This is a genomic window from Kitasatospora sp. NPDC057965 (assembly GCF_042887135.1).
Classification (GTDB): Bacteria; Actinomycetota; Actinomycetes; order Streptomycetales; family Streptomycetaceae; genus Kitasatospora.
This window is the reverse complement of the sequence record NZ_JBHVPZ010000003.1, coordinates 145,526-167,929: the sequence shown is the minus strand read 5'-3', so window position 1 is coordinate 167,929 and position 22,404 is coordinate 145,526. Positions and strand designations below refer to the sequence as shown.

General features: G+C 72.5%; 14 protein-coding genes and 1 pseudogene. 7 read left to right on the top strand and 8 right to left on the bottom strand.

Features of this window, described 5'->3' with window-relative positions; genetic code table 11:
* Positions 1-1,185: SpaA isopeptide-forming pilin-related protein (locus ACFVVU_RS04665; RefSeq protein WP_387788386.1), on the top strand; the 1,185-nt coding region annotated here is incomplete at its 5' end.
* Positions 1,186-1,267: 82 nt separating this feature from the next.
* Here the strand turns inward: ACFVVU_RS04665 and ACFVVU_RS04660 are convergent.
* Positions 1,268-1,927, bottom strand: a complete 660-nt coding sequence (locus ACFVVU_RS04660) for a ThuA domain-containing protein (protein ID WP_387788385.1) — start codon at positions 1,925-1,927, stop codon at positions 1,268-1,270.
* A 179-nt stretch (positions 1,928-2,106) separates the two neighbouring features.
* Between ACFVVU_RS04660 and ACFVVU_RS04655 the strand changes: the two genes are divergently transcribed.
* Positions 2,107-3,774, top strand: coding sequence for a fibronectin type III domain-containing protein (locus ACFVVU_RS04655; protein ID WP_387788384.1), 1,668 nt, complete (start codon positions 2,107-2,109; stop codon positions 3,772-3,774).
* Positions 3,775-3,906: 132 nt separating this feature from the next.
* Here the strand turns inward: ACFVVU_RS04655 and ACFVVU_RS04650 are convergent, their stop codons facing one another.
* Positions 3,907-5,121 (bottom strand): pyridoxal phosphate-dependent aminotransferase, encoded by a 1,215-nt coding sequence (locus ACFVVU_RS04650; RefSeq protein ID WP_387788383.1) that lies wholly within the window; start codon positions 5,119-5,121, stop codon positions 3,907-3,909.
* 97 nt (positions 5,122-5,218) lie between these two features.
* Here ACFVVU_RS04650 and ACFVVU_RS04645 point away from each other — a divergent pair.
* Together ACFVVU_RS04645 and ACFVVU_RS04640 are read left to right on the top strand one after the other, a co-directional pair.
* Positions 5,219-5,626, top strand: a pseudogene (locus tag ACFVVU_RS04645) (winged helix-turn-helix transcriptional regulator); the annotation flags it as partial.
* 135 nt (positions 5,627-5,761) lie between these two features.
* On the top strand, positions 5,762-6,559 hold the full coding sequence (locus ACFVVU_RS04640; RefSeq protein ID WP_387788382.1) for an SGNH/GDSL hydrolase family protein: 798 nt from the start codon (positions 5,762-5,764) through the stop codon (positions 6,557-6,559).
* A 52-nt stretch (positions 6,560-6,611) separates the two neighbouring features.
* Here ACFVVU_RS04640 and ACFVVU_RS04635 read toward each other — a convergent pair whose 3' ends face one another.
* Positions 6,612-8,237 (bottom strand): DUF2079 domain-containing protein, encoded by a 1,626-nt coding sequence (locus tag ACFVVU_RS04635; protein ID WP_387788381.1) that lies wholly within the window; start codon positions 8,235-8,237, stop codon positions 6,612-6,614.
* Positions 8,238-8,436: 199 nt separating this feature from the next.
* Here ACFVVU_RS04635 and ACFVVU_RS04630 point away from each other — a divergent pair, with 199 nt between their 5' ends.
* Positions 8,437-9,357, top strand: a complete 921-nt coding sequence (locus ACFVVU_RS04630) for a pentapeptide repeat-containing protein (RefSeq protein ID WP_387788380.1) — start codon at positions 8,437-8,439, stop codon at positions 9,355-9,357.
* Between the two features lie 26 nt (positions 9,358-9,383).
* On the opposite strand, the gene ACFVVU_RS04625 is transcribed toward ACFVVU_RS04630, so the two are convergent.
* The 5 genes from ACFVVU_RS04625 to ACFVVU_RS04605 all read right to left on the bottom strand — a co-directional run bounded on the left by ACFVVU_RS04625 (position 9,384) and on the right by ACFVVU_RS04605 (position 13,751).
* The gene (locus ACFVVU_RS04625) at positions 9,384-9,989 is read right to left on the bottom strand and encodes a hypothetical protein (RefSeq protein ID WP_387788379.1); all 606 of its coding nucleotides are present in this window, start codon (positions 9,987-9,989) and stop codon (positions 9,384-9,386) included.
* Positions 9,986-11,293, bottom strand: coding sequence for a hypothetical protein (locus ACFVVU_RS04620; protein WP_387788378.1), 1,308 nt, complete (start codon positions 11,291-11,293; stop codon positions 9,986-9,988). Before ACFVVU_RS04620 ends, ACFVVU_RS04625 begins: the two co-directional genes overlap by 4 nt.
* Before the next feature lie 3 nt (positions 11,294-11,296).
* Positions 11,297-12,079: an ATP-binding cassette domain-containing protein gene (locus ACFVVU_RS04615; protein ID WP_387788377.1), complete on the bottom strand. Its 783-nt coding sequence runs from the start codon at positions 12,077-12,079 to the stop codon at positions 11,297-11,299.
* A 136-nt stretch (positions 12,080-12,215) separates the two neighbouring features.
* Positions 12,216-12,662, bottom strand: coding sequence for a hypothetical protein (locus ACFVVU_RS04610; RefSeq protein WP_387788376.1), 447 nt, complete (start codon positions 12,660-12,662; stop codon positions 12,216-12,218).
* Between the two features lie 357 nt (positions 12,663-13,019).
* Entirely contained in the window at positions 13,020-13,751 is a 732-nt protein-coding gene (locus tag ACFVVU_RS04605) for a tyrosine-protein phosphatase (RefSeq protein WP_387788375.1), read from the bottom strand.
* Between the two features lie 368 nt (positions 13,752-14,119).
* Between ACFVVU_RS04605 and ACFVVU_RS04600 the strand changes: the two genes are divergently transcribed.
* Complete coding sequence (locus ACFVVU_RS04600) at positions 14,120-21,805, top strand: ricin-type beta-trefoil lectin domain protein (RefSeq protein WP_387788374.1); 7,686 nt, start codon at positions 14,120-14,122, stop codon at positions 21,803-21,805.
* 265 nt (positions 21,806-22,070) lie between these two features.
* The gene (locus tag ACFVVU_RS04595; RefSeq protein ID WP_380682043.1) at positions 22,071-22,295 is read left to right on the top strand and encodes a hypothetical protein; all 225 of its coding nucleotides are present in this window, start codon (positions 22,071-22,073) and stop codon (positions 22,293-22,295) included.
* Positions 22,296-22,404: the final 109 nt, after the last annotated feature.

The window sequence follows — 22,404 nt, the reverse complement described above, 5'->3', positions numbered from 1 at the left end:
GCGGACGGCATCTGCCGCCGCACGGTGCCGCTCGGCACGTACTACTGGCAGGAGACGGCCGCACCTCCCGGGTACGACCTGCCGGCCGACCCGGTATTCGGTCCGTTGGTGCTGACCGCGGCGAACGCCGCCCAGGGCGTGCAGGTGACGGCTCCGGACGTGGCGCAGGCCCCGGCGACCGGTGAGGTCCGGGTCCAGAAGACCGACTCCGTGACCGGCAACCCGCTCGCCGGTGGTGTGTTCGAGCTGTGGGAGGAGACCAATGGGGTTCCCGGTCTTCAGACCACCGGCCCGAACCCCGACACTCAGGTGGGTACCACCTGCACCACCGGCGCGGACGGCATCTGCCGCCGCACGGTGCCGCTCGGCACGTACTACTGGCGTGAGATCGCCGCACCCCCCGGGTACGTGCTGCCGGCTCAGCCGGTGTTCGGCCCGCTGGTGCTGACCGCGGCGAACGCCGCGTCCGGCGTCCAGGTCACCGCGCCCGACGTCCCGCAGTCGGTGGTCACGGGTGAGGTGCGGGTGCTGAAGAAGGACGCCGAGACCGGTGCGCCGCTCGCCGGTGGTGTCTTCGAGCTGTGGGAGGAGACCAACGGCATCCCCGGTCTCCAGACCACCGGCCCGAACCCGGACACCCAGGTGGGTAGCACCTGCACCACCGGTGCGGACGGTCTCTGCCGCCGCACGGTGGACCTCGGCATCTACTACTGGCGGGAGATCGCCGCACCTCCCGGGTACGACCTGCCGGCCGACGCGGTGTTCGGCCCGCTGGTGCTGACCGCGGCCAACGCCATGGCGGGCGTCCAGGTCACGGCCGCCGACTGCCCGTCGCCGAAGCCGCCGGGCAAGGGCTCGATCCACCTGACCAAGAAGGACAAGTGGTCGGGCGAGCCGCTGGCCGGCGCGGTGTTCGAGCTGTGGCGGGAGAGCAACGGCGTCCCCGGCCTGCAGACCGGGGGTGCCAACCCGGACACCCTGGTGAGCGGCTGCACCACCGACGCCGACGGAAGGTGCGAGTTCGACCACCTGCCGGCCGGGCAGTACTACCTGCGGGAGACCGAGGCGCCCGACGGCTACCAGCTGCCGCGCGACCCGGTCACCGGTCCGATCGAGGTGAACTGCGACGACTGCGTCCCCATCTGCCTGACCAACGAGAAGGAGAAGGACGAGGACTGCTGGTAACCGGCTGATCCGACGGACCGCCCGGAGCAGGCTCCCTGCTCCGGGCGGTCCTGTGCGGTCGTGACGACGGCCCGGGGCCCGCTCAGCCGAGCACGTGCCGCAGGCCGCCCAGCAGGTGCCCGCGGAAGGCCCGGTCCGCGTAGGCCTCGGGCGCGTGGCCGAGGGCGGTGTAGAAGGTCGGCACGCCGTCGTGCTCCCCGGACCAGGCGAGCGGGTGACAGTCGGCCAGGCCCATCGACGCGCCCGTGTAGTCGGCCTCGTCCACGGTGAGCAGGACGCGGACGCCGCGATCGCGCGGGTCGGAGCGGAAGTCGTACCACTCGTCGGTCCACTCCCAGCGGGCGGGCAGGTGGGCGGTGGCCGGGTGATCGGCGTCGGCGACCCGGACCGGCGCGGTCTGGATCGCCGGGTGCCGGTCGAACCGGGCACCGACCAGTCCCTCGAACCACGGCCACTCGTACGCGGTGCTCGACGCCGCGTGCACGCCCAGCCAGCCGTGACCGGCGGTCAGGTGGGCGCGCAGGGCGTCCTGCCCGGCCTCGTCGAGCACCGGGCCGCCGGTGGAGAGGAAGACCACGGCGGCGTAGCGGCGCAGCGCGGCGGGCCGGAAGACGGCCGGGTCCTCGGTGGCGTCGACGGTGAAGCCGTGCCGCTCGCCCAGCTCGCCCAGCGCGCGGGTGCCGTCGACGACCGAGGCGTGCGGGAAGCGGAGGTTTCGACGGTAGATCAGGATCCGGGCCATGGTGGACGATCCTGCCAGCCCCGCCCGGAGCGCCAGTGCCCGGGCCCGTGGGACGCGTTTCGCCTGCGTACGGCTTTGCCGAGGCATGGTCGAACATTGGTGTTCGACTGACCGGCGCGCCCGGGCGCGTTCACCGCGTGTCCGTGTCGGGTCAACGCGTGGCTGGAAGAGTCCGGTCCATGGAAACTCCGAACATGGGCGTGCCGGTCGAGCTCGCCGAACGCATGAGCATGGCCGAGCAGCACGAGTACCTGCGGGCCCGCTTCTCCCGCCGCCGGATGCTGCGCGTCGGCGCCGTCTCGGTGGGCGCGCTGGCGGTGGGCGGTGCGTTGGGCAGCGGCACCGCCTCGGCCGCCCCGGCGACGCCTCAGCTGCTGGCCGGCGGCGCCACCGCGAGCGTCGACGGTTCGCTGGTCGCCCCGATCGGACGTCACCTCGCCTTCGGTCCCGAGCCGGACACCCAGTTCAGGGTCTCCTGGCAGGTGCCGGCCCCGGTGAAGCGGCCGTTCCTGCGCTACGGCAAGAACCCGTGGGACCTCAGCCACAAGATCGAGGCGGAGGTGCGCACCCTGCACACCCCGGCGCTCACCCCCACCGGTCAGCCGGTGGACCAGTACTACCTGCACGTGGCGCTGGAGGACCTGCACCCCGACACCACCTACTACTACGGTGTCGGCCACCAGGGCTTCGACCCGGCCTCGCAGCAGGCCATCTCCACCCTCGGCACCTTCCGCACCGCGCCCTCGCGCGAGCACCGCTGGGGCAAGGTGTACGAGCCGTTCACCTTCACCGCCTTCGGCGACCAGGGCGTCAGCGACCACGCCAAGGGCAACGACCACATCATCCTGGCCCAGAACCCGGCCTTCCACCTGCACGCCGGCGACATCTGCTACGCCGACCCGGCGGGCTCCGGCCAGGACTCCGACAAGTCGGTGTTCAACGCCACCACCTGGGACGCCTTCCTGGTGCAGACCGAGACGGTCGCCTCGAAGGTGCCGTGGATGGTCGCCTACGGCAACCACGACATGGAGGCCTGGTACTCGCCGAACGGCTACGGTGGCGAGAACGCCCGCTTCTACCTGCCGGACAACGGCCCGGACAAGCGCAGCGTCCCCGGCGTCTACTCCTTCCGCTACAAGAACGTCGGCGTCATCTCGCTGGACGCCAACGACGTCTCCTACGAGATCCCGGCCAACCTGGGCATCTCGGCGGGCAAGCAGACCCGCTGGCTGGAGCGCACCCTGAAGGACCTGCGCAACGACGAGACGATCGACTTCGTCGTGGTCTTCTTCCACCACTGCGCCTTCTCCACCACCCACCAGCACGCCTCCGAGGGCGGGGTGCGCGAGGCCTGGGTGCCGCTGTTCGAGAAGTACCGGGTCGACCTGGTGATCAACGGTCACAACCACGTGTACGAGCGCACCGACGCGATCCTCGGCAACAAGGTCTCCAAGACGGTGCCGAGCGGCGCCTCCGTCGAGCCGGCCAAGGACGGCGTGGTGTACGTGACGGCGGGCGCGGCCGGCCGCAGCCTCTACCGGTTCGACGCCCCGGACACCTACGAGGGCCACGAGAACCGCCTCGACTCGGTGGACACCTACTACTTCGCCAAGGGCGGCGGCAAGGTCACCGAGAAGGTCGAGTGGTCGCGGGTCCGCTACACCGGTTACTCCTTCATCAAGGTCGACGTGAAGCCCGCCCACCTGGGCCGGAAGTCCGAGATGACCGTCACCGCCCTGGCGGAGGACGGCACCCGGGTGGACCACTACACCATCCTCCGCGAGGTCGGCGAGGGCTGGGACGGCAACCGCGACGACGACGGCCAGGGCGGCGGCTGGGGCTGGTAACCGCCCGCACGGCAGCAGCCCTCGCAGCCCGCGCAGCCCCCGCAGGCACCGCCTGCGGGGGCTGCGTGTCGGAACCGGATCACGGTTCGCGGACGTCCCGTTCCCTGGAATCCGCGGGGGAGACGCGCGGGGTCAGACCTGGCGGTAGGTGGCGAGGAAGCGGCCGATGCGGTTGATGGCGGTCTCCAGGTCGTCGGCGCGGGGGAGGGTGACGAAGCGGAAGTGGTCGGGGCGGGGCCAGTTGAAGCCGGTGCCCTGGACCACGTGGATCTTCTCGCGGAGCAGGAGGTCCAGGACGAAGCGCTCGTCGTCGACGATGCGGTGGACGGCCGGGTCGAGCCTGGCGAAGGCGTAGAGGGCGCCACGCGGCTTGACGCAGCTGACACCGGGGATCTCGTTGAGGGCGCGGAAGGCGACGTCGCGCTGTTCGGCGAGGCGGCCGCCGGGCAGGACCAGGTCGTTGATCGACTGGTGGCCGCCGAGCGCGGCCTGGACGGCGTACTGGGAGGGCACGTTGGGGCACAGCCGCATGCCGGAGAGCATGGTGAGGCCCTCCAGGTAGTCGCTCGCGTGCTGCTTGGGGCCGGAGACGACCAGCCAGCCGCTGCGGAAGCCCGCCACCCGGTAGGACTTGGAGAGGCCGTTGAAGGTGAGCGTGAGCACGTCGTCGGCCAGGGCGGCCAGGCAGTGGTGGTCGACGTCGTCGTAGAGGATCTTGTCGTAGATCTCGTCGGCCAGCACCATCAGCTGGTGGCGGCGGGCGAGGTCGAGGATGCCCTCCAGCAGTTCCTTCGGGTAGACGGCGCCGGTGGGGTTGTTGGGGTTGATGACCACGATCGCCTTGGTGCGGGCGGTGATCTTCGCGGCGATGTCGTCGAGGTCGGGGAACCAGTCCGCCCCCTCGTCGCAGAGGTAGTGCACCGCCTTGCCGCCGGCCAGCCGGACCACCGCCGTCCACAGCGGGTAGTCGGGCATCGGGACGAGCACCTCGTCGCCGTCGTCCACCAGCGCGGTGACGGCCATCTGGATCAGCTCGGAGACGCCGTTGCCGAGGTAGACGTCGTTGACGGTCACGCCGTCGACGCCGCGCTGCTGGTAGTACTGCACGACCGCACGGCGGGCCGGCAGGATGCCGCGCGAGTCGCTGTAGCCGTGTGCGCGGGGGAGGTTGCGGATGATGTCCTGGAGGATCTCCTCGGGCGCCTCGAAGCCGAACGTGGCCGGGTTGCCGGTGTTCAGCCGGAGCACGCTGTGCCCGGCCTCCTCCAGCGCGTTGGCCTGGTCGACCACCGGGCCGCGGATCTCGTAGCACACGTCATTCAGCTTGCTGGACTGCCGAAACTCCATCTGCGGCCTCCCGACCGTCACCCCGCGTCGACCCTGCTCGCTTTGTTCTACCAAGTAGGCACTTGGAAAGTCCAACCTCTTGGCTATGCTGATCCACATGTCACGCCGAAGCTACGACCAGTACTGCGCCGTCGCCCGCGCCCTGGACGCGGTGGGGGAGCGCTGGAGCCTCCTGATCGTCCGTGAACTCCTGGCCGGTCCGCGCCGCTACACCGACCTGCACGCCGACCTGCCCGGCGTCTCCACCGACATCCTCGCCGCGCGGCTCAAGCAGTTGGAGGGCGAGGGCGTCATCGAGCGGCGGCGCCTTGAACGGCCGGCCAACGCCACCGTCTACGAGCTGACCGAACGCGGCGCCGCGCTGCGGCCGGTCGTGGCGGCGCTCGGTGTCTGGGGGCTCGACGCGCTGGGGGATCAGCGGCCGACCGATGCCGTGCGAACGCACTGGATCACCGGCGGGGTGGAGGAGCCGCTGGGGGAGCCGGCGGGGGAAACGGTGGCCGAGCCGGCGGGGGTCTGACCGGCGCGGACGAACGGTGGATCGGCGCCGCGGCCCGCCGCCGGCCCCGCCCGATCCCGCCCGGCCCCGCCCGATCCCGCCCGATCCCGGCGCCGGCCGCGCGCGTACGATCGTCGGGCCATGGAGAACACCCAGAACACGCCCACCGCCTTCCGCAGTTACGTCGCCGTCGGGGACTCCTTCACCGAGGGCATGTGCGACGACCTGCTGCCCGACGGCCACTTCCGGGGCTGGGCCGACCGCGTCGCCGCCCGGCTCGCCGCCGACCACCCGGCCGGCGGCTTCCGGTACGCCAACCTCGCCGTCCGCGGCAAGCTCATCGGCCAGATCCACGACGAGCAGCTCGACCGGGCCGCCGCCATGGGCGCCGAGTTGGTCACCCTGGCCGGCGGGCTCAACGATGTGCTGCGCCCGCGCTGCGACGTCGCCCAGGTCGAGGAACTCCTCGGCGCCTCCGCCGCCCGGCTGCGCGCCACCGGTGCCACTGTGGTCATGTTCACCAGCACCGACCCGACCCGGCGGATGGCCGGCTCCGCCCGGCTGCTCCCGGCGATCCTGCGGATGAAGGCCTTCGTGCACGAGCTCGCCCAGGATCCGGGCATCGCCGTGGTCGACCTGTTCTCCGCACCCTGCTTCGACGACCGCCGGCTCTGGGCGGAGGACCGGCTGCACCTCTCGTCCGAGGGTCACCGCCGGGTCGCCGAGGCCGTTCTGGAAGCGCTCGGGCGCCCCGCCGGCTTCGACTGGCGCGCCCCGCTGCCGGTCGCCGCCCCGCCGACCCGCGGCGAGAAGCTGGCCGCCGACGCCCGCTGGGCCCGCACCCACCTCGGGCCGTGGATCGGCCGCCGTCTGACCGGCCGCTCCTCCGGCGACGGCCGCCCGCCCAAGCGCGCGGAGCTGCTGCCCTACGAGGGCTGAGCGGCGTACGGGCCGCCGGGCGGCGGCGGGTGTCGCGGTCTACCGGCCGCCGTCAGCCCCGGAAGAGGTTGTGGCCCACGTCCGACGGCACCTCGTCCTGGTACGGGGTGGCGTCCGGACCGGGCACCTGCTCGCCCGGGACGGACTCGGTGCCCTCCCGGTGCAGCAGGTACACGCCGTCCTCCGACCAGACCGTCCGGTAACCGTGCGCCAGCAGCAGCTCGATCCTGGCCGCCTGCTCGTGGTCGGTCCGGAACGGGAAGGACCGCTTGTCCGCCCGGATCAGCACGTACTCGCGTCCGCGCGGCTTCTCGTCGACCAGCACCACGTCCGCGCGGGCGGTCAGCCGCGGCGCCGCCTGGTTGTCGGCCTCGACGGAGGCGCCGTCCGGGACCAGCGCCGCGCCGCGCAGCAGCGCCGCCTCGCTCGCCTTCGGCTGCCAGTAGGCCGGCACGAACAGGTTCGCCACCCCGAGCGGCAGCGCGGCCGCGACGGTCAGCGCGGCGGCGGCCGCACCGAGCCGTCGGGTGAGCGCCCGGTCGTGGCAGCGGCCCAGCACCTCCACCGCGGCGACCAGCAGGATCGGCCAGAGGAACGCGTCGTAGTGCCGGGCGATCGACCAGTGGTTGGGGTTGCTGGAGAGCACCCGCTCGGCGAGCAGCGGGACGGCCAGGAGCACGGTCGCCGAGCGCAGCGGGAGGAGGAACAGCGTGCCGAAGATCCACAGCAGCAGCAGCGGCTTCAGCGGGGCGTCGAAGAGCGTCGAGACGAGGCGGGTCGGGTCGGCCAGCACATGGGCGACCGCCGAGCCGCCGTCCTCGCCGAGCGCCTGGTAGTTCCAGTAGTAGCCGGGCACCCCGCCCATCGCCGGGATCAGCTCGGCGATCGCCACCGCCGAAGCGAGCGGGCCGCCGAGCAGCAGGCCCAGCCCCCAGCGGACGGCCGGTCGGCGCCGGTCGGCGTCCGTTTCCCGGCGCGCCCGCAGCAGCAGCACCAGGCCGTAGGCGCCGACGGCCAGACCCATGTCCTCCTTGGTGCAGCAGAGCAGCAGGCCGGCCAGTGCGGACGCCCAGTACTGCCGGGCCATCCCGCGCTCCAGCATCAGCAGCGTCAGCGGCACGGCGAACGCCACCTCGTGGAACCCGCCGCGCGAGGCCACCAGCAGGGGCCAGCCCAGTCCGTAGGCGAGGGCGGCCAGGTCGGTGGCGCGGCGGGCGGTGCGGGGGTCGGCGTCGGCGAAGCAGCGGTCGGTGATCCGGCGGATCAGCGGCACGCCGGCGGCGAAGCAGAGCGCCTGGCCGAGGAGCAGCGAGCGCGGGTCGTCCCAGAGCCAGTAGAGCGGTGCCATCAGCGCGATCACCGGCGAGAAGTGGTCGCCGAGGAGCGAGAAGCCGGGCGGGAACTCGTGGTGGAAGCTCTTCAGCGTGGACACCGGCAGACCGAAGTGCGCGTAGCCGCGCACGCCCTGGTCGAAGATGCCGAGGTCGAAGCCGCCGAGCTGGAGAGTGGTCCACTGCTGGAGACCGATCGCCAGGCAGACCGCGAAGCAGAGCAGGGTGAATCCGACGGTGCGGGCGCGGTGCGGGAGGCGCAGGGCGGGGGGCCGTCCGGGGGCGGGCCGCTCGGTGTCCCGGGTGCTCCCGGTGGCCGGGTGCGGCGCCACGTCGTGCCGGGACATGCCTTGGTTCCTCCGCTGGTGCTCGGTGCTCGGTGCTCGGTGCTCGGTGCTCTGGTGCTGCGGTGCTGCTCGTGCTCGGCCGACCACACTAACCGACGGCCACGCGGCGGCGGTCGGTACGCTCTACAGCTGCACCGGTGCACAGCCGCACCGCCGTCGCACCGCCGTCGCACCGTCGTACCGGAGGAACAACAGCACCGTGAGCATCCCGAGCCTCAACCTCGTCTCCGACTGCGGGAGCTGCTTCGGGCTGTGCTGCGTCGCGCTGCCGTTCGCCGCCGGGTCCGACTTCGCCGTGAACAAGGCCGCCGGCACCGCCTGCCGCAATCTGCGGACCGACTTCACCTGCGGCATCCACGAGCGGCTGCGGGACAGCGGCTTCCCCGGCTGCACCGTGTACGACTGCTTCGGGGCCGGCCAGCAGGTCTCCCAGGTCGTCTTCGGCGGGCGCAGCTGGCGCGAGGCGCCGGAGAGCGCGGGGACCATGTTCGAGGTGTTCCCGGTGGTGCGGCAGCTGCACGAGCTGCTCTGGTACCTCACCGAGGCGCTCACCTTCGAACCGGCCCGGCCGGTGCACGACGAGCTGCGCCGGGCGCTGGAGCAGACCGAGCGGCTGGCCGCCGGCACGCCGGAGGAGATCCTCGCGGTCGACGTGCCCGCGCACCGGCAGGAGGTGGCCGAGCTGCTGCTCAGGGCCAGCGAGCTGGTCCGGGCCGGCGTTCCGCGTCGGCGCGAGCACCGGGGCGCGGACCTGTTCGGCGCCCGGCTGCGCGGTGCGGACCTGCGCGGGGCCAATCTGCGGGGCGCGCTGCTGGTCGCGGCGGACCTGGCGGGGGCGGACCTGCGGCTCGCCGACCTGGTCGGCGCGGACCTGCGGGACGCCAATCTGGCGGGCGCCGATCTCACCGAGGCGCTGTTCCTCACCCAGGCGCAGCTCAACGCCGCCCGCGGCGACGCGGCCACCCGTCTCCCGGCCACGCTGAAGCGCCCCGCCCACTGGCCCGACACGGCCGACGCCGCGGCGGCCACCGACGGCGGCAACCCGCGCGCGCCCCGCCCGCCCCGCGGGCCCCGTGGCCCCCAGGGCGGCGCCCGCTCGGGCCGGCCCCGCCGCCGCTGAGCCGCCCGCCCGGCCGGGCAGAGCACTCAGCCGGCCAGGAGGTCCGGCGTACTGGGCGGGCGCTTGTGGAGCAGGGCGACGGCCGTACCGGCGAGCAGCAGCAGGGCGACCGCGGCGAGCGCGGGCGCGGAGCCGGCCGGGTGCAGCGGCCAGGCCCAGGGCCGGGGGCGGCTGTCCGGATACCAGCCCGCCGCCGAGCAGAGCAGCGGGACGGCGGCCAGCGCGGCGGCGGCCGGACGGTGGCCGACCAGGGGGTGGAACAGCAGCGCGAGGCCGAGGTAGCCGGCGATGTTGCGGGCCAGGACCACGGCGAGCGCGCCCTGCCCGGCCGCGTACGCGAGGCCGCCGCAGATCGTCCCGGTGGCCGCGAGGGCGAGCGCGAGCCCGACGTCCAGCCCGCGCAGGAACCGCGCGGCGACCGTCTCGGTCCGCAGGTCACCCCGGCCCAGCCCGTACAGCAGGAACACCGCCGGGAGCAGGGCGATGACGTGCGCGAGCAGGAAGTGCCCGGTCTGCCCGCGCAGGGCGGGCACCGGCAGCTCGCCGTCGCCGAACGGCAGGCCGACGGCGAAGGTCGCGGCGAGCACGGCCGCGAGCACCGGGACGGCGCGCGCCTTGCACCACCAGATCACCGCCCACCCCCGCCCGCGGTGGCCGTCCCGGCGTACGGGACCGGCGGGGGCGGGGTGCCGCAGTCGGCCAGTGCCGCCGCGGTGGCGCGGTACCAGGCGAGCTGGGCCTCGTCGGGCAGCCGGAGCAACTGGACGGCGCGGGCGGCGTCGGCCTCGGTGAACCGGCCGCCGACGCCGGCCGGTGGCGGGGTGCCGCCGTCCGGGCCCGCCCGGGCGGTGAGCCAGGCGGTGGCCGTGCCGGCGGCGACCGCGGCCGGGTAGGGCTCGCCGCGGCGGGCGCAGTCCGGGGCGCGCGGGAGCAGAGCGCCGACCACGGCGGGGAGGACGTCCTGCGCCCGGGCGTCGGCCGGGACGCCGAGCCCCGCCTCGCCCGGTCCGGGGCGGGCGCCCATGGTGAAGGACTCCGGGACGGTGACGCCCCGTCCGGCCAGGGTCTCGGCGACCCGCCGGACCTCGGCGCGGACCACCGCCGAGCGGGCACTGCCGAGCTCCGGCCAGAGGCAGACGCGGGGCCGGCCGCCGTCGCAGACCAGGGCGCCGGCGGGCCGGGCGCGTACCGGCTCGGGGCCGAGGTCGCGGACGGTCCAGCCGCCGACCGCGATGCCGCCCGCGGTGACCACCAGTGCGACGGCCAGGGCGAGCGGGGTGCCGCGTCGGCGGATCAGCAGCACGGCGGCCGCGCAGACCGCGCCGGAGAAGGCCAGTGAGCCGGTCACCGCCCGACCGTCCAGCACCTGGTCCACGGCGCAGCAGTCGGACAGCCCGCCGCCGACCAGGTGCCGCAGCCAGTAGCTGTCGAACGCGGCGGGGTAGGAGGTCAGCACGAAGCTGCTGACCAGCGCCAGCGGCACGGCGACCACCGGCGCCAGCACCCGGCCGACGAGCGAGCCGACCAGGGTGGCGGCGAGCAGCAGTCCGGCCCAGACGGCGAACGGACCGGGCTGCGGGAGGCCGTGCACGGTGCCGCCGGCCAGTGCGGCGGTGCCGAGGGCGACGGCCATGCCGAGCGCGCCCATCACGGCGACCGGCAGCAGCACCGGGGTGGTGATGGCCGTCGCGGAGCGGACCGGCGAGCGGCCGAACGCACCGCCCCGCTGAAGCCGTCCGCCCTCCCAGGCGCCGCCGGCCGCGCACGCCGCGCAGGCGAACGGCAGCGCGAGGCCGGCGTGTCCGGCGGCGGCGAGCCCGTAGGCCGGGGTGACAAAGGCGGTCAGCTCGTCGCCGAGCGCGACCAGCACGAAGCCGAGCAGGAACGGCAGGATCCGGGTGCCGGCCGAGATCCGCAGAACGGTGCGCAGCAGCATCGGTCACGTCTCCCGTTCGATCAGCCGCGCGTACGCGGCCTCGGCGCTCGGCGTGCGGGACCCGCCGTCGGCCCCGGAGAGTCCGCCGGGGGCCGCGCGGCCGACCGCCGCCAGGGCGTGGAACTCCTCGGTGGCGCCCTGGAACCGGACCTGCCCGCGGTCCAGCACCACCACGTGCCGGTAGGTGCCGGCGAGGTCCTCGGTCCGGTGGGTGGAGACGAGGATGCCGACCTCGCCCGTCAGTTCCTCGACCAGGGAGCGGAACACCGCGCGCTGGGTGGGGTCGAGCCCGGCGGTGGGCTCGTCCATCAGGATCAGCTCGCTGTGGTGGGCGAGGCAGCCGGCGATGCCCATCCGTCGCAGCTGGCCGCCGGAGAGCTGGTGGCCGGGCCGGTCGGCGAGCCCGGAGAGACCGACCCGGGCGAGCGCACCGGCCGAGGCCCGCCAGGCGGCGGTGCGCGACATGCCCTTCAACCAGCCGCAGTAGGCGACCTGTTCGCGCACGCTGAGCCCGGGGACGGGGGTGATCTGCTGCGGCAGCCAGGCCACCGCGCGCCGGTAGGCCGCCCGGTCGCCGCCGCCGGCCGCGGGGTTGACGCCACGCCAGGTGACCAGCCCCCGGTGCGGGCTCAACTGCGAGGCGGCGAGCGCCATGAGGGTGGACTTGCCGGCGCCGTTGGGGCCGAGCAGGACGGTGGCCGGGTTGTCGATCCGCAGATCGAGACCGGTGAACAGGAGCGCCTTGCGGCTGTACTGGAAGTCGATGCGGTGGAATTCAAGGGCCATGGCGGGGTCGACGCATTTCGCTCGGAACGGGTGCGGGGGCGCCGGCGGACGGGCGTGTCCGCCGGAACCACGGCCGGGGCGAGGGTCAAGGGGCGGCGGGTCGGGGGCCGGTGGGTCAGGGGACGAGGGGGCGGGGTCAGTACCGGGTGGTGACGGTGTCCACCCAGAGCTTGCCGCCGCTGCGCACGCCTTCGAGTACGAAGTAGTAGCTGCCGGCGCTCTGGTCGCCCCAGCCGGAGGTGCCGCAGTGGTTGGTGCGGTGGCCGTAGGCCTTGTCGGGGCCGAAGACGTCCTTGTAGAGCTGGAGGTCGGCGTCCTTGAAGTCCTCGGTGGCGGTCGCGCAGCCCTGGAAGGTGACGGAGGTGACGACGTCGTCCCGGTCGGCGTCCTCCCAGCGGCGGGACTCCGAGCCGGGCCCCCAGTTGCTGATGTAGGACGTCCAGGAGCCCTCGGCGAGCGCGGGGGCGGCACCCGAGAACCCGAGCAGTGCGGTGGCGACCAGGACGCCTCGGACGAGCGCGCGGTCGGTGCGGCGGGGGCGGCCGGCGGGGCGGGGACGGTCGGCGCGGTTCTTTGCGTGCATATTCCGTCCGATCATTTCGGTGACGCCGCCGGGCGGGCGGAGTCATGCAGGCAAAAGGAAACGAGCGGAGGTTCGACCCGAAAGGTCGCGGTCACCCGATCGGCCGAGCCGCCACGGAAATGACCTTAGCGTGCACGAACAGGTGCCCAGCACTATTTTTTTCGGCCATTCGGCCTGGTGAGGCTGAGGATCCAGGCCTTGGCAAGAGGCTGATCGACGTTTGTCGAAAATTCCCTTTCCTGGATTCTTTCGGTCGAGTATCGATCAGCCTTGCCTGTTTTTGATTCTTCGGACGATTGATTTCTTTTTCATGCGATTGTCGTTCTGGTCGGGTGCTGGCCGGTTTCCGCCGCCGGGCTATGCCGTGAGCAGCCGGGTCCGCAGCCGGCCGATCAGCTCCTCGTCGACGCCCAGCCGGTCGGTGGCGTAGCCGTGGACCGAGCCGTGCGCGGCGGTCAGGTCCGCGAGCGCGAGCCGGATCACCTCCTCCGGCGCGCGCCCGAAGGCGGGCCAGCGCAGCGTGCGCCCCGGGTTGGCGGCGCGCCAGTCCTCCACCAGCCGGGCGGTGACGAGCTCGGTGAGCGCGAAGTCGGCGGCCACGTCGTCCTCGCCGACGCCGAGCAGGCTGAGCACCAGGGCGGCGATCAGTCCGGTGCGGTCCTTGCCGGCGGCGCAGTGGAAGACCACCGGCCGCTCGGCCCCGGCGATCAGCTCCAGGGCGTCGCGGATCTCCGCGACGCCGTCCTCGGCCACCTCGGCGAACCGGTCCGCCAGGTACCGCCACGGGTCGAGCCCCGGGTCGATCTCGGCCTGGTCGTACGGCCGGTGCTCGATCGACAGATTGTGGTACGCGACGCCCTCCAGCTCCGGTATCCGCCCCCGGCGGTCGATCTCCCAGGGGTAGCGCAGATCGATCACGGTGCCGATGTCCAGGGCCCGGAACCGCTCCTGGTCGGCGGCCGAGGTGAGCCTGGCGAGCGAGGAGGAGCGGTAGAGCAGCCCCCAGCGGACCGTCCGTCCCTCGGCGGCCGGATAGCCGCCCAGATCGCGGAAGTTGTACGGGCCCTCGAAGTCCAGATGGCGTGTCATGTTCGCACCCTACTGGGCCCGTCGGGTGCCCCGTCGGCCGGGCTCGGCGGCGCTGGGGCGTCGCGATCAGCGCGTCGAGCAGGCCCGGGAAGGACTCCTTGAACTCCTCGCGCCGGCCGGGGCGCCGCCTTCGCCTTCGTGGCCGTCGCCGGCCCCGGCGACGGCCACGGCGCCCGAGCCCCCGGCGGAACGGGTGCAAACCACCCATAGGCATCGGTGACATGACATGACATCAGAAGTTGGTCGTGTGCGATTCATTGTTATCGAATCGATACGGGTGAGCACCACTGGGACGTGTGCGACTGGGGAGATCCTCCGGCGGGCCAGAGGGCCTGAACAGTCATGGCACCCTCTCCGAAGAGGAACTGATGTTGCGACGTTCCAAGACTCCCTCCGCAGCCGCGGACGGGACTTCCACCGCGCGCTGGAGAAGGCCGATATCGGCCGCTCTGACGCTCGGCCTGCTGGTGCAGGGCGGTGTGGCCGCCCAGGCGCTGACCGCCTCCTCGGCGTCCGCGGCGCCGAAGCCGGCGGATCCGAAGAGTCCGCAGGCGCCCGCCACGCCGACCGACGAGGCGCCCGACGAGGCCTCGGCGCTGCTGGCGGCCCGGCTCCAGGGGCACCGGATCGAGGTGACCGGGGCCCGGACGGAGTTCACCACGCTGTGGGCGAACCCGGACGGGACGCTGACCGCCGACCGGTCCACCGGGCAGATCCGGATGAAGGCCGGCAAGGACGGCAAGGAGTGGGTGGAGGTCGACACCACGCTGGTGCAGACCCCCGACGGCAAGGTGGCGCCGAAGGCGCACCCCGGCGGGCTGGTGCTGGCCGGCGGCGAGGCCGGGGTGACGGTGGGCGACAGCGCGCCGGGCACCGGGGCACTCGCGAAGGGGGCGTCGGCGGCCGCCGGGGCACCGGAGTCCGGGCCCGCCGAGCGGGAGCTGGTGAAGATCGGCATCGGTGGGCAGCAGGTCGGCTTCGGCTGGCTCGGCAGGCTCCCGAAGCCGAAGCTGGAGGGCAGCCAGGCGACGTACGTCGACGCCCGCCCGGGCGTGGACCTGGTGCTGAAGGCGACCCGCACCGGCTTCGAGCAGTTCCTGATCGTGAAGGATCGTTCCGCCGTCGGGCAGACCGGCGCGGTCACCATCCCGCTGGACACCACCGGCCTGAACGTCGCCCCGCAGCAGGACGGTTCGATCCAGCTGCTGGACAGGGCGACCGGCAAGGAGGCCGTCAAGATCCCGGCCCCCGTGATGTGGGACGCGGCGCTCGACGAGGCCTCGGGCGAGCACCTCAACCGGGCCCCGGTGACGATGCAGGTGCGCGGTGAGGGCGCGGACACCGAGCTGGTGTTCACCCCGGACGCGGCGTTCCTGGCCGACGCGAAGACCCAGTACCCGGTGACCATCGACCCGGTCGTGGACATCGGCAGCACCTTCGACACCTACGTCCAGAACAACGAGAACTTCGACGCCTCCGGCTCGGACGAGCTCAAGCTGGGCAGCTACAACGGCAGCGTCAAGGCACGCTCGTACGTGACGATCCCGGGCGGGTCGTTCAACGGCAAGCAGATCATCGACGCCAAGCTGCACCTGTACAACTTCCACTCCTCCTCCTGCACCCCGAAGCAGTGGGAGGTCTGGAACGCGGGCGGCGCGGCCTGGTGGACCCGGTGGGGCAACGAGCCCCAGTGGGGCCAGATGTGGACCCGGACGTACGAGACCTACGACGTCGACGGCGGCGACGCCCACCAGTGCGCGGCTCCGGACGGGTCCGGCTGGACCAACACCGACGTCACGGAGATGATCCGGTACTTCGCGCAGTACGGTTCCAACGACTACGGCTTCATGCTGAAGGCGACGGACGAGAACAGCAGCCTCTCCTGGAAGAAGTTCGGTTCCGCCCAGAGCTCGGCCCCGCCGTACATCTCGGTCACCTACAACTCGGTCCCGCGGACCCCCGCGTCGGTCGAGATCCAGCCGTCCCAGCCGGGCACCCCGAAGTACGTCTCGGACGCCAACCCGCGCTTCCTGGCGCAGGCGGCGGACGACGACGGTGACAACGTCAAGGTCTACTTCGACCTGTGGCGCGGCGGCACCTTCATCGGCAGCATCCCCAAGGACACGCCGAGCGGTTCCTGGGCCTCCGTCAAGGCGTCCGACTTCGGGATCGCCAAGCTCGACGAGGGCGTGCAGTACTCGATCTCCTCGATGCTGGACGACGGCAAGTCCCGCTCGAACTGGGTGACCACCCCGTTCGTGGTGGACACCGTGGCGCCCGGCACGCCGTTCGTCACCTCCGCCGACTACCCGGCGGACTCGCTGTGGCACGGTGCGGCGAACCAGGCCGGTTCGTTCACCTTCACCCCGGCCGCCGGTACCGACGACCTCACCGCCTACGTCTACACCCTGGACGGCGGCACCGCGGTCACCGTCAACGCCACCGCGGCGCTGACCACGTCGATCACCCCGACCACCGAGGGCCGGCGCGTGCTCAGCGTGCAGGCCAAGGACCGCGCGGGCAATCTCTCCCCGCCCGCCGAGTACGTGTTCCACGTCGGCCAGGCCGGCATCAGCTCGCCGGTCAACGGCACCCAGGCGGCCAAGCGCGTCAAGCTGGCCGTCGACGCCCAGGCGCAGTTCAAGCGGGTGGTCTACGAGTACCGCCGCGGCCCCGGCGCCACCGAGTACACGGTGCCCCGCGTCAACCTGACCAAGGCGGACAACACCCCGGTCACCGAGGACCGGCCGCGGCTGGCGGACCTCGGCCCGCACGCCAACTGGAACGTCCTGGACACCCTCGGCAACGTCGGCGGTGTCCTCCAGGTGCGCGCCAGGCTGTTCCCCGAGGACGGCTCCGGCACCGGTTACACCACCGTCTGGAACACCCTGACCGTGGACCGCAACGCCGACGGCGCCGCGGGCGCCGACGCGGGCCCGGGCTCGGTCAACCTTCTCACCGGTGACTACAGCACCAACCGGACCGACGTCACCGCGTCCGGCATGTCCGTCACCCGCACCTCCTCCTCGCGCGGCACCGACCGCGGTTGGCAGCCGCAGGGCGAGCGCCTGACGGCCAACCAGCGGCAGGTCGGCACCGACACCAACGGCTTCTCGGCCGGCCTGGCGACGCTGTCGCGCTCCACCGCGCGCGGCCACGACAGCTCGACCGACTCGCTGCTGATCACACCGACCGGCCAGATCGACTCCTACGCGGGTGTCGGTCCGGACAACACCATGGCGCTCGGCATGAAGCCGGGCCGCACCTACCGCCTCACCGGCTGGATCTACGTGCCGGGCTCGACCGGTCTGAACCCGGACTTCGGGGACCGCGGCCTGCGGCTCGTCGGTTTTGTGAAGACCGGGGCCGGCTACGCCAAGACCACCTCGGCCAAGGCGGGCTTCACCGACGGCTGGCAGCAGCTCAGCGTCGACCTGGCCGTTCCGGCGGACGCCACCGAGGCGTTCTTCCGCCTCTACAACGGCTTCACCGCGGCGGACAAGCAGGTCTTCTTCGACGACCTGTCGATGAAGGAGATCGTCGCGCCGTTCGGTCCGCAGTGGGCCGGTGGTCCGGACGCGGGCGGCGGTTCCGACTTCCGTTCGCTGTCGTTCCCGCAGTCGGACCTGGTCGAGATCAAGGGCAACGACGACGGCACGCTGACCTTCGCCAAGGGCTCCGACGGCACGTTCTTCCCGGAGCCGGGCGCGGAGTCCTTCTCGCTCAAGGCCGTCCCGGCGACGGCGGGTTCGATCTCGCTGTCCGCCAACGGTCTGTGCCTGGAGGTGCCGAACGGCGACGCCGGCAACGGAGCGGTGCTGCAGACGGCGCCGTGCACCGGTGCCACCAACCAGCAGTGGACCCGTGACGACCAGCAGCGCATCCAGATCCTCGGCCGGTGCCTGGACAACCCCTGGGGCGCGGTCGACGACAACACCCGGATCGTGCTCTGGGACTGCAACGGCGGCACCAACCAGAAGTGGGACGTGCGCACCGACGGCCAGCTGCTGAACCAGCAGTCCGGCAAGTGCCTGGACGCCTACAACGGCGCCACCATCTGGGTCTGCTGGGCCGGTTCGAACCAGGTCTGGAACGTGCAGACCAACGCCACCACCTACGAGCTGACCGAACTGAACGGGACCAAGACGGTCTTCGCCCAGCAGGCCGGGGCGAACAGCTACCAGGTGGTCAGCGAGACCGGTCCGGGTGCCCCGTCGGCGACCCGCTACCTGTACGACATCACCGACGGCCGGGCCCTGGTCAAGCGCGTGATCCCGCCGGTCGAGCCGGGCCTGGACGACGTCAACCGGTGCTCGGTGGACCCGCTGCCGCGCGGCTGCGAGGTCATGGAGTACGAGTACGCCAAGGTGACCACCGCCACGGCCGCCGCACCCGGTGACTTCATCGACCGGGTGAAGGCCGTCAAGCTGTGGTCGTGGAACCCGGCGACCTCGAAGGAGGAGGCCGTCGAGGTCGCGCACTACGCGTACGACGACAAGGGCCGCCTCGCCGAGACCTGGGACCCGCGCCTGACCCAGCCGCTGAAGACCACCTACGGCTACGACGACGCGGGCCGGGTCACCCGGGCCACGCCGGCGGGTCAGCTGCCGTGGAACTTCGACTTCGGCAAGGCCGCGGCCGACCAGGACCCGGGGCGCCTGCTGAAGGTCCGCCGTGCCGCCCTGACGCAGGGCAGCAAGGACCAGGTCAACGGCGAGACCGCGACCAACGTCGTCTACGACGTGCCGCTGACTGTCGGCGCGGGTGGTCCGTACGACCTGTCCGGCGCGGAGGTGGCGAAGTGGGCCCAGCTGGACGCCCCGACCGACGCCACCGCCGTGTTCGATCCCGAGGACGATCCGGGCACCAACACGGCGACCGCCGTGAAGCCGGGCAAGGACGGCTACAAGCCGGCCACCGTGCACTACCTCAACGCCAACGGCCAGGAGGTCAACACCGCCACCCCGTCGGTCACTCCGGGCGGTGACATCGACACCAAGGAGTACGACCGCTACGGCCACGTCGTGCGGGCCCTGGAGGCGACCAACCGCTCGATCGCGCTCGGCACCCACCCGGACGCGGCCCGGTACGCGACCGAGCTGAACCTCCCGGCCGACTCCGCCGCCCGGGCCCGGCTGCTGGACACCCGTACCGGCTACAGCCCGGACGGCCAGGACGTCGTCGAGACGCTCGGCCCGGTCTACCGCGCCTCGCTCGCCGAGCAGGTCAACGGCCAGACCACCCCGGCCACCGTCACGGCGGAGGCCGAGAAGCTGCCGCAGCTCGGCGCGAACGTGCCGGTCAAGATCGACACCGACTGCTGCGGCCTGACCTGGTCGGGCGGTGCGCACCTGAGCGTGCGGGCCACCGCGGCCGGCGGCTACGACGTGGTGCGGGTCAGCGTGCCGGAGGAGGGCGAGTACCTCCTCTCCGGTCAGCTGACCAAGTACAACGACCACGGCATCGTGCAGTTCGCGATCGACGGGCAGAACCTGGGCCAGCCGATCGACACCTACTCCGCGAACCCGGCGGTGGTCCCGTACGCGACCGGCCAGGCGATCCGGCTGGCGCGTGGTGACCACGAGCTGAAGATCACCATCACCGGCACCAACCCGGCCAGCACCGGCGAGCGCTACCACGCCGGCCTGGACACCGTGACGCTGACCAAGACCACCGTCAACCCGACGCTCGCCGCCGGGACGTCCGTGGTGGTCCGTGACCACAACACCAGCACCTACGACGAGGGCAAGCCCGACGGCCGGGCCTACCACCTGGTCACCACCCAGACCGACGGCGCCCGGATCGACGGCTACGCCGACGACGCGGAGCTGCGGGTCACCAGGACCGGCTACGGCACCCCGATCGGCGGCACCGCCGGCTGGACGGTGAAGAAGGCGACCTCGGTGACCACCGACGCGCTGGGCGCCAAGCTCACCACCACCAGCCGGTTCGACACGCAGGGCCGCGCCGAGGAGGTGCGGGTCCCGGGCAACACCGAGGCGGACGCCGCCACGGTGAAGTCCGTGTACTACACGGCGGGCGCGAACGCCGCCGACCCGGCCTGCGCCAACCGTCCCGAGTGGGCGGGACTGCACTGCACGAGCGGTCCGGGAGCGGCGGTGACGGGCGCGGACGCGGCGCGGATGCCGACCACGCTGCCGGTCAAGCAGACCACCCGCTACTCGCGCACCGGCCGTCCCGAGGAGGTCGTGGAGACCAACGCGGGCAAGACCCGGAAGACCGTCACCGCCTACGACACCACCGACCGGGTGGTGTCCACGGAGGTCACCGGTGACGAGGGCCTCGCGGTCCCGAAGGTGACGGTCGCGTACGACCCGGCGACGGGTGAGGCGACCACGAACTCGGCGGCGGGCAAGTCGATCACCACGGTGAAGGACGTCCTCGGCCGGGTGATCTCGTACACCGACGCGGACGGCGCGACCACCACCACGGAGTACGACAAGTTCGGCAAGCCGGTGAAGGTCACCGACCCGACCGGTACGGCCGCCTACACCTACGACCGGGCCAAGGAGCCGCGCGGTCTGCTCACCTCGGTGAGCGACAGCAAGGCCGGTGAGTTCACGGCCAAGTACAGCCCGGACGGCCAGCTCGTCGAGCAGACCTACCCGGGTGGCATCGTCCGCAAGGACACCCTGAACGCCTCCGGCAAGGCCGTCGCCCGCAGCTACACCCGGGCCTCGGACGGCAAGGTCGTCTGGGCGCAGAGCTCCGAACTCTCCACCCAGACGCAGGTCGTCAAGGACAGCAGCACCAACGGCACCAAGGCCTACGGCTACGACCGCCTCGGCCGGCTGACCAAGGCGGAGCAGTCCACGGCCGCCGCCGGCTGCACCAGCCGCACCTACAGCTACGACGTCCACTACAACCGCACCGCGAAGGCGGTCTCCGACCCGGCCGGCGACGGCACCTGCACCACCGCCGGTGCCACGACCACCGCGTCGGCGTACGACAGCGCGGACCGGATCACCGACCCGGGCTACGCCTACGACGCGTTCGGCCGCACGGTGCGGACGCCGTCCGGTACGGCCGTCGGCTACCGGGTCGACGACCTGGTGGCCTCCCAGGAGACCGCGACCACCCGGCAGACCTGGACCGTCGACCCCGGCGGCCGGATCAGCGGCAGCACCACCGCCGTCAAGCAGGCCGACGGCACCTGGGCCGGCAGCGCCGGCAAGCTCAACCACTACGGCGGCAGCGCGGACAGCCCGCGGTGGACCGTCGAGGACACCGCCACCGGCGCCTGGACCCGCAACGTCCCCGGTGTCGACGGCGACCTGTCCGCGACCGCCACCAACCAGGGCGTGGTCAGGCTCCAGCTCACCAACCTGTTCGGCTCGGTGGTGCTCGTCACCGACACCGCGCTGACCGCACCGGTGCTGCTGGACGCCGACGAGTTCGGCAACCCGGCGGCCGGCCAGGCCGCCGTCCGCTACGGCTGGCTCGGCGGCAAGCAGCGCTCCGCCGAGACGCTGGACGGCGTCGTCCTCATGGGCGTGCGCCTCTACAACCCCGCCAGCGGTCGCTTCCTGTCCGTGGACCCGGTCTACGGGGGCAGTGCCAACTCCTACGACTACGTCTACGGCGACCCGCTGGGGCAGTACGACCTCGACGGCCGCTGGTGCGCCTTCGGCAAGAACCCGAACGGTTCCTGCCGAGGGGCCAGCAAGGTCAAGGCGGCGGCGAAGTGGACCTGGGACAACCGGGGCAAGATCACCGCGGCCGCGGCCTTCACGGCCTGCACCGTCGCCAGCGCCGGCGCCTGCGCGGTGGCCGGCGGCATCGCCTTCGGTGTGTCGGCGGCGAACCGGACGTACAACTACGTGAGGGGTGGTGACTACTCGTGGAAGTCCACCGCCAAGTTCGGCGTCGGACTCGGCATGGACTTCATCGGGTACAAGCTCAAGGCCGTCCGCGCGGTGGGCATGTTCGGCAACCGCATGCTCACCCTGGGGCTGGCCATGGGCACCCGCCTCGGTCAGGCCCGGTTCTTCCGGCAGTTCATCGGATATACCTGGAGTATTTTGGGATGGTAAGATCCACTGGGCTCTTTGGACTCGTTCGGACCTCGGCCCCGTGATCGCCGGCCGCGGACCCGTCGCAGTCCGACCAGAACCGGATCGTGATCCACGCTCCTCGCGCAGAGGGTGAACACAAGGCGGGCCGGGCGCCGGAAGGCGTCCGGCCCGCACTCTTGGAGCCGGCGACACCTGATCGGGAGCGGCCGTGGAGACCGGTTCCTCCACAAGCTCGGGAAGGACGAAGACCATGTGGCTGGCGGCGACTCTGACACCTCAAGGCATGCCGGTCGGAAGTTTCCTCATCCTGCTCGCCATACTCGGCGCCTGCGTCTGGGACGCGACGCGGGTCGCGGGCGAACCGTGGTTCCGCTGGCTACTGCCCAGCGGGGGCGCCGTGCTCATCCTCGCGATCGCCACCGGCCTGGTGCCGCTGATCGTCGTGGGTGCGGTGCTCGCGGGGGCGGGGCTGGGGCTGACCAACTACTGGCGCTGGACCAGGCGATAGGGCTGTTGCGGCCCGTCGCCGGAGGCCCTGGGTCATGATGGAGGCGTTGTGACGGGGCGTGGGGACGGACGGTTCGTCCCGGTCCGCCCCGTGCACGCCGACCGCACGG

Bases quoted from the DNA above. Each gene is read 5' to 3' on its own strand.
- ACFVVU_RS04655 (WP_387788384.1), top strand. From the start codon at position 2,107: ATGGAAACTCCGAACATGGGCGTGCCGGTCGAGCTCGCCGAACGCATG.
- ACFVVU_RS04635 (WP_387788381.1), bottom strand. From the start codon at position 8,237: ATGTCCCGGCACGACGTGGCGCCGCACCCGGCCACCGGGAGCACCCGG.
- ACFVVU_RS04605 (WP_387788375.1), bottom strand. From the start codon at position 13,751: ATGACACGCCATCTGGACTTCGAGGGCCCGTACAACTTCCGCGATCTG.
- ACFVVU_RS04600 (WP_387788374.1), top strand. From the start codon at position 14,120: ATGTTGCGACGTTCCAAGACTCCCTCCGCAGCCGCGGACGGGACTTCC.
- ACFVVU_RS04610 (WP_387788376.1), bottom strand. From the start codon at position 12,662: ATGCACGCAAAGAACCGCGCCGACCGTCCCCGCCCCGCCGGCCGCCCC.
- ACFVVU_RS04620 (WP_387788378.1), bottom strand. From the start codon at position 11,293: ATGCTGCTGCGCACCGTTCTGCGGATCTCGGCCGGCACCCGGATCCTG.
- ACFVVU_RS04595 (WP_380682043.1), top strand. From the start codon at position 22,071: ATGCCGGTCGGAAGTTTCCTCATCCTGCTCGCCATACTCGGCGCCTGC.
- ACFVVU_RS04650 (WP_387788383.1), bottom strand. From the start codon at position 5,121: ATGGAGTTTCGGCAGTCCAGCAAGCTGAATGACGTGTGCTACGAGATC.
- ACFVVU_RS04615 (WP_387788377.1), bottom strand. From the start codon at position 12,079: ATGGCCCTTGAATTCCACCGCATCGACTTCCAGTACAGCCGCAAGGCG.
- ACFVVU_RS04640 (WP_387788382.1), top strand. From the start codon at position 5,762: ATGGAGAACACCCAGAACACGCCCACCGCCTTCCGCAGTTACGTCGCC.
- ACFVVU_RS04660 (WP_387788385.1), bottom strand. From the start codon at position 1,927: ATGGCCCGGATCCTGATCTACCGTCGAAACCTCCGCTTCCCGCACGCC.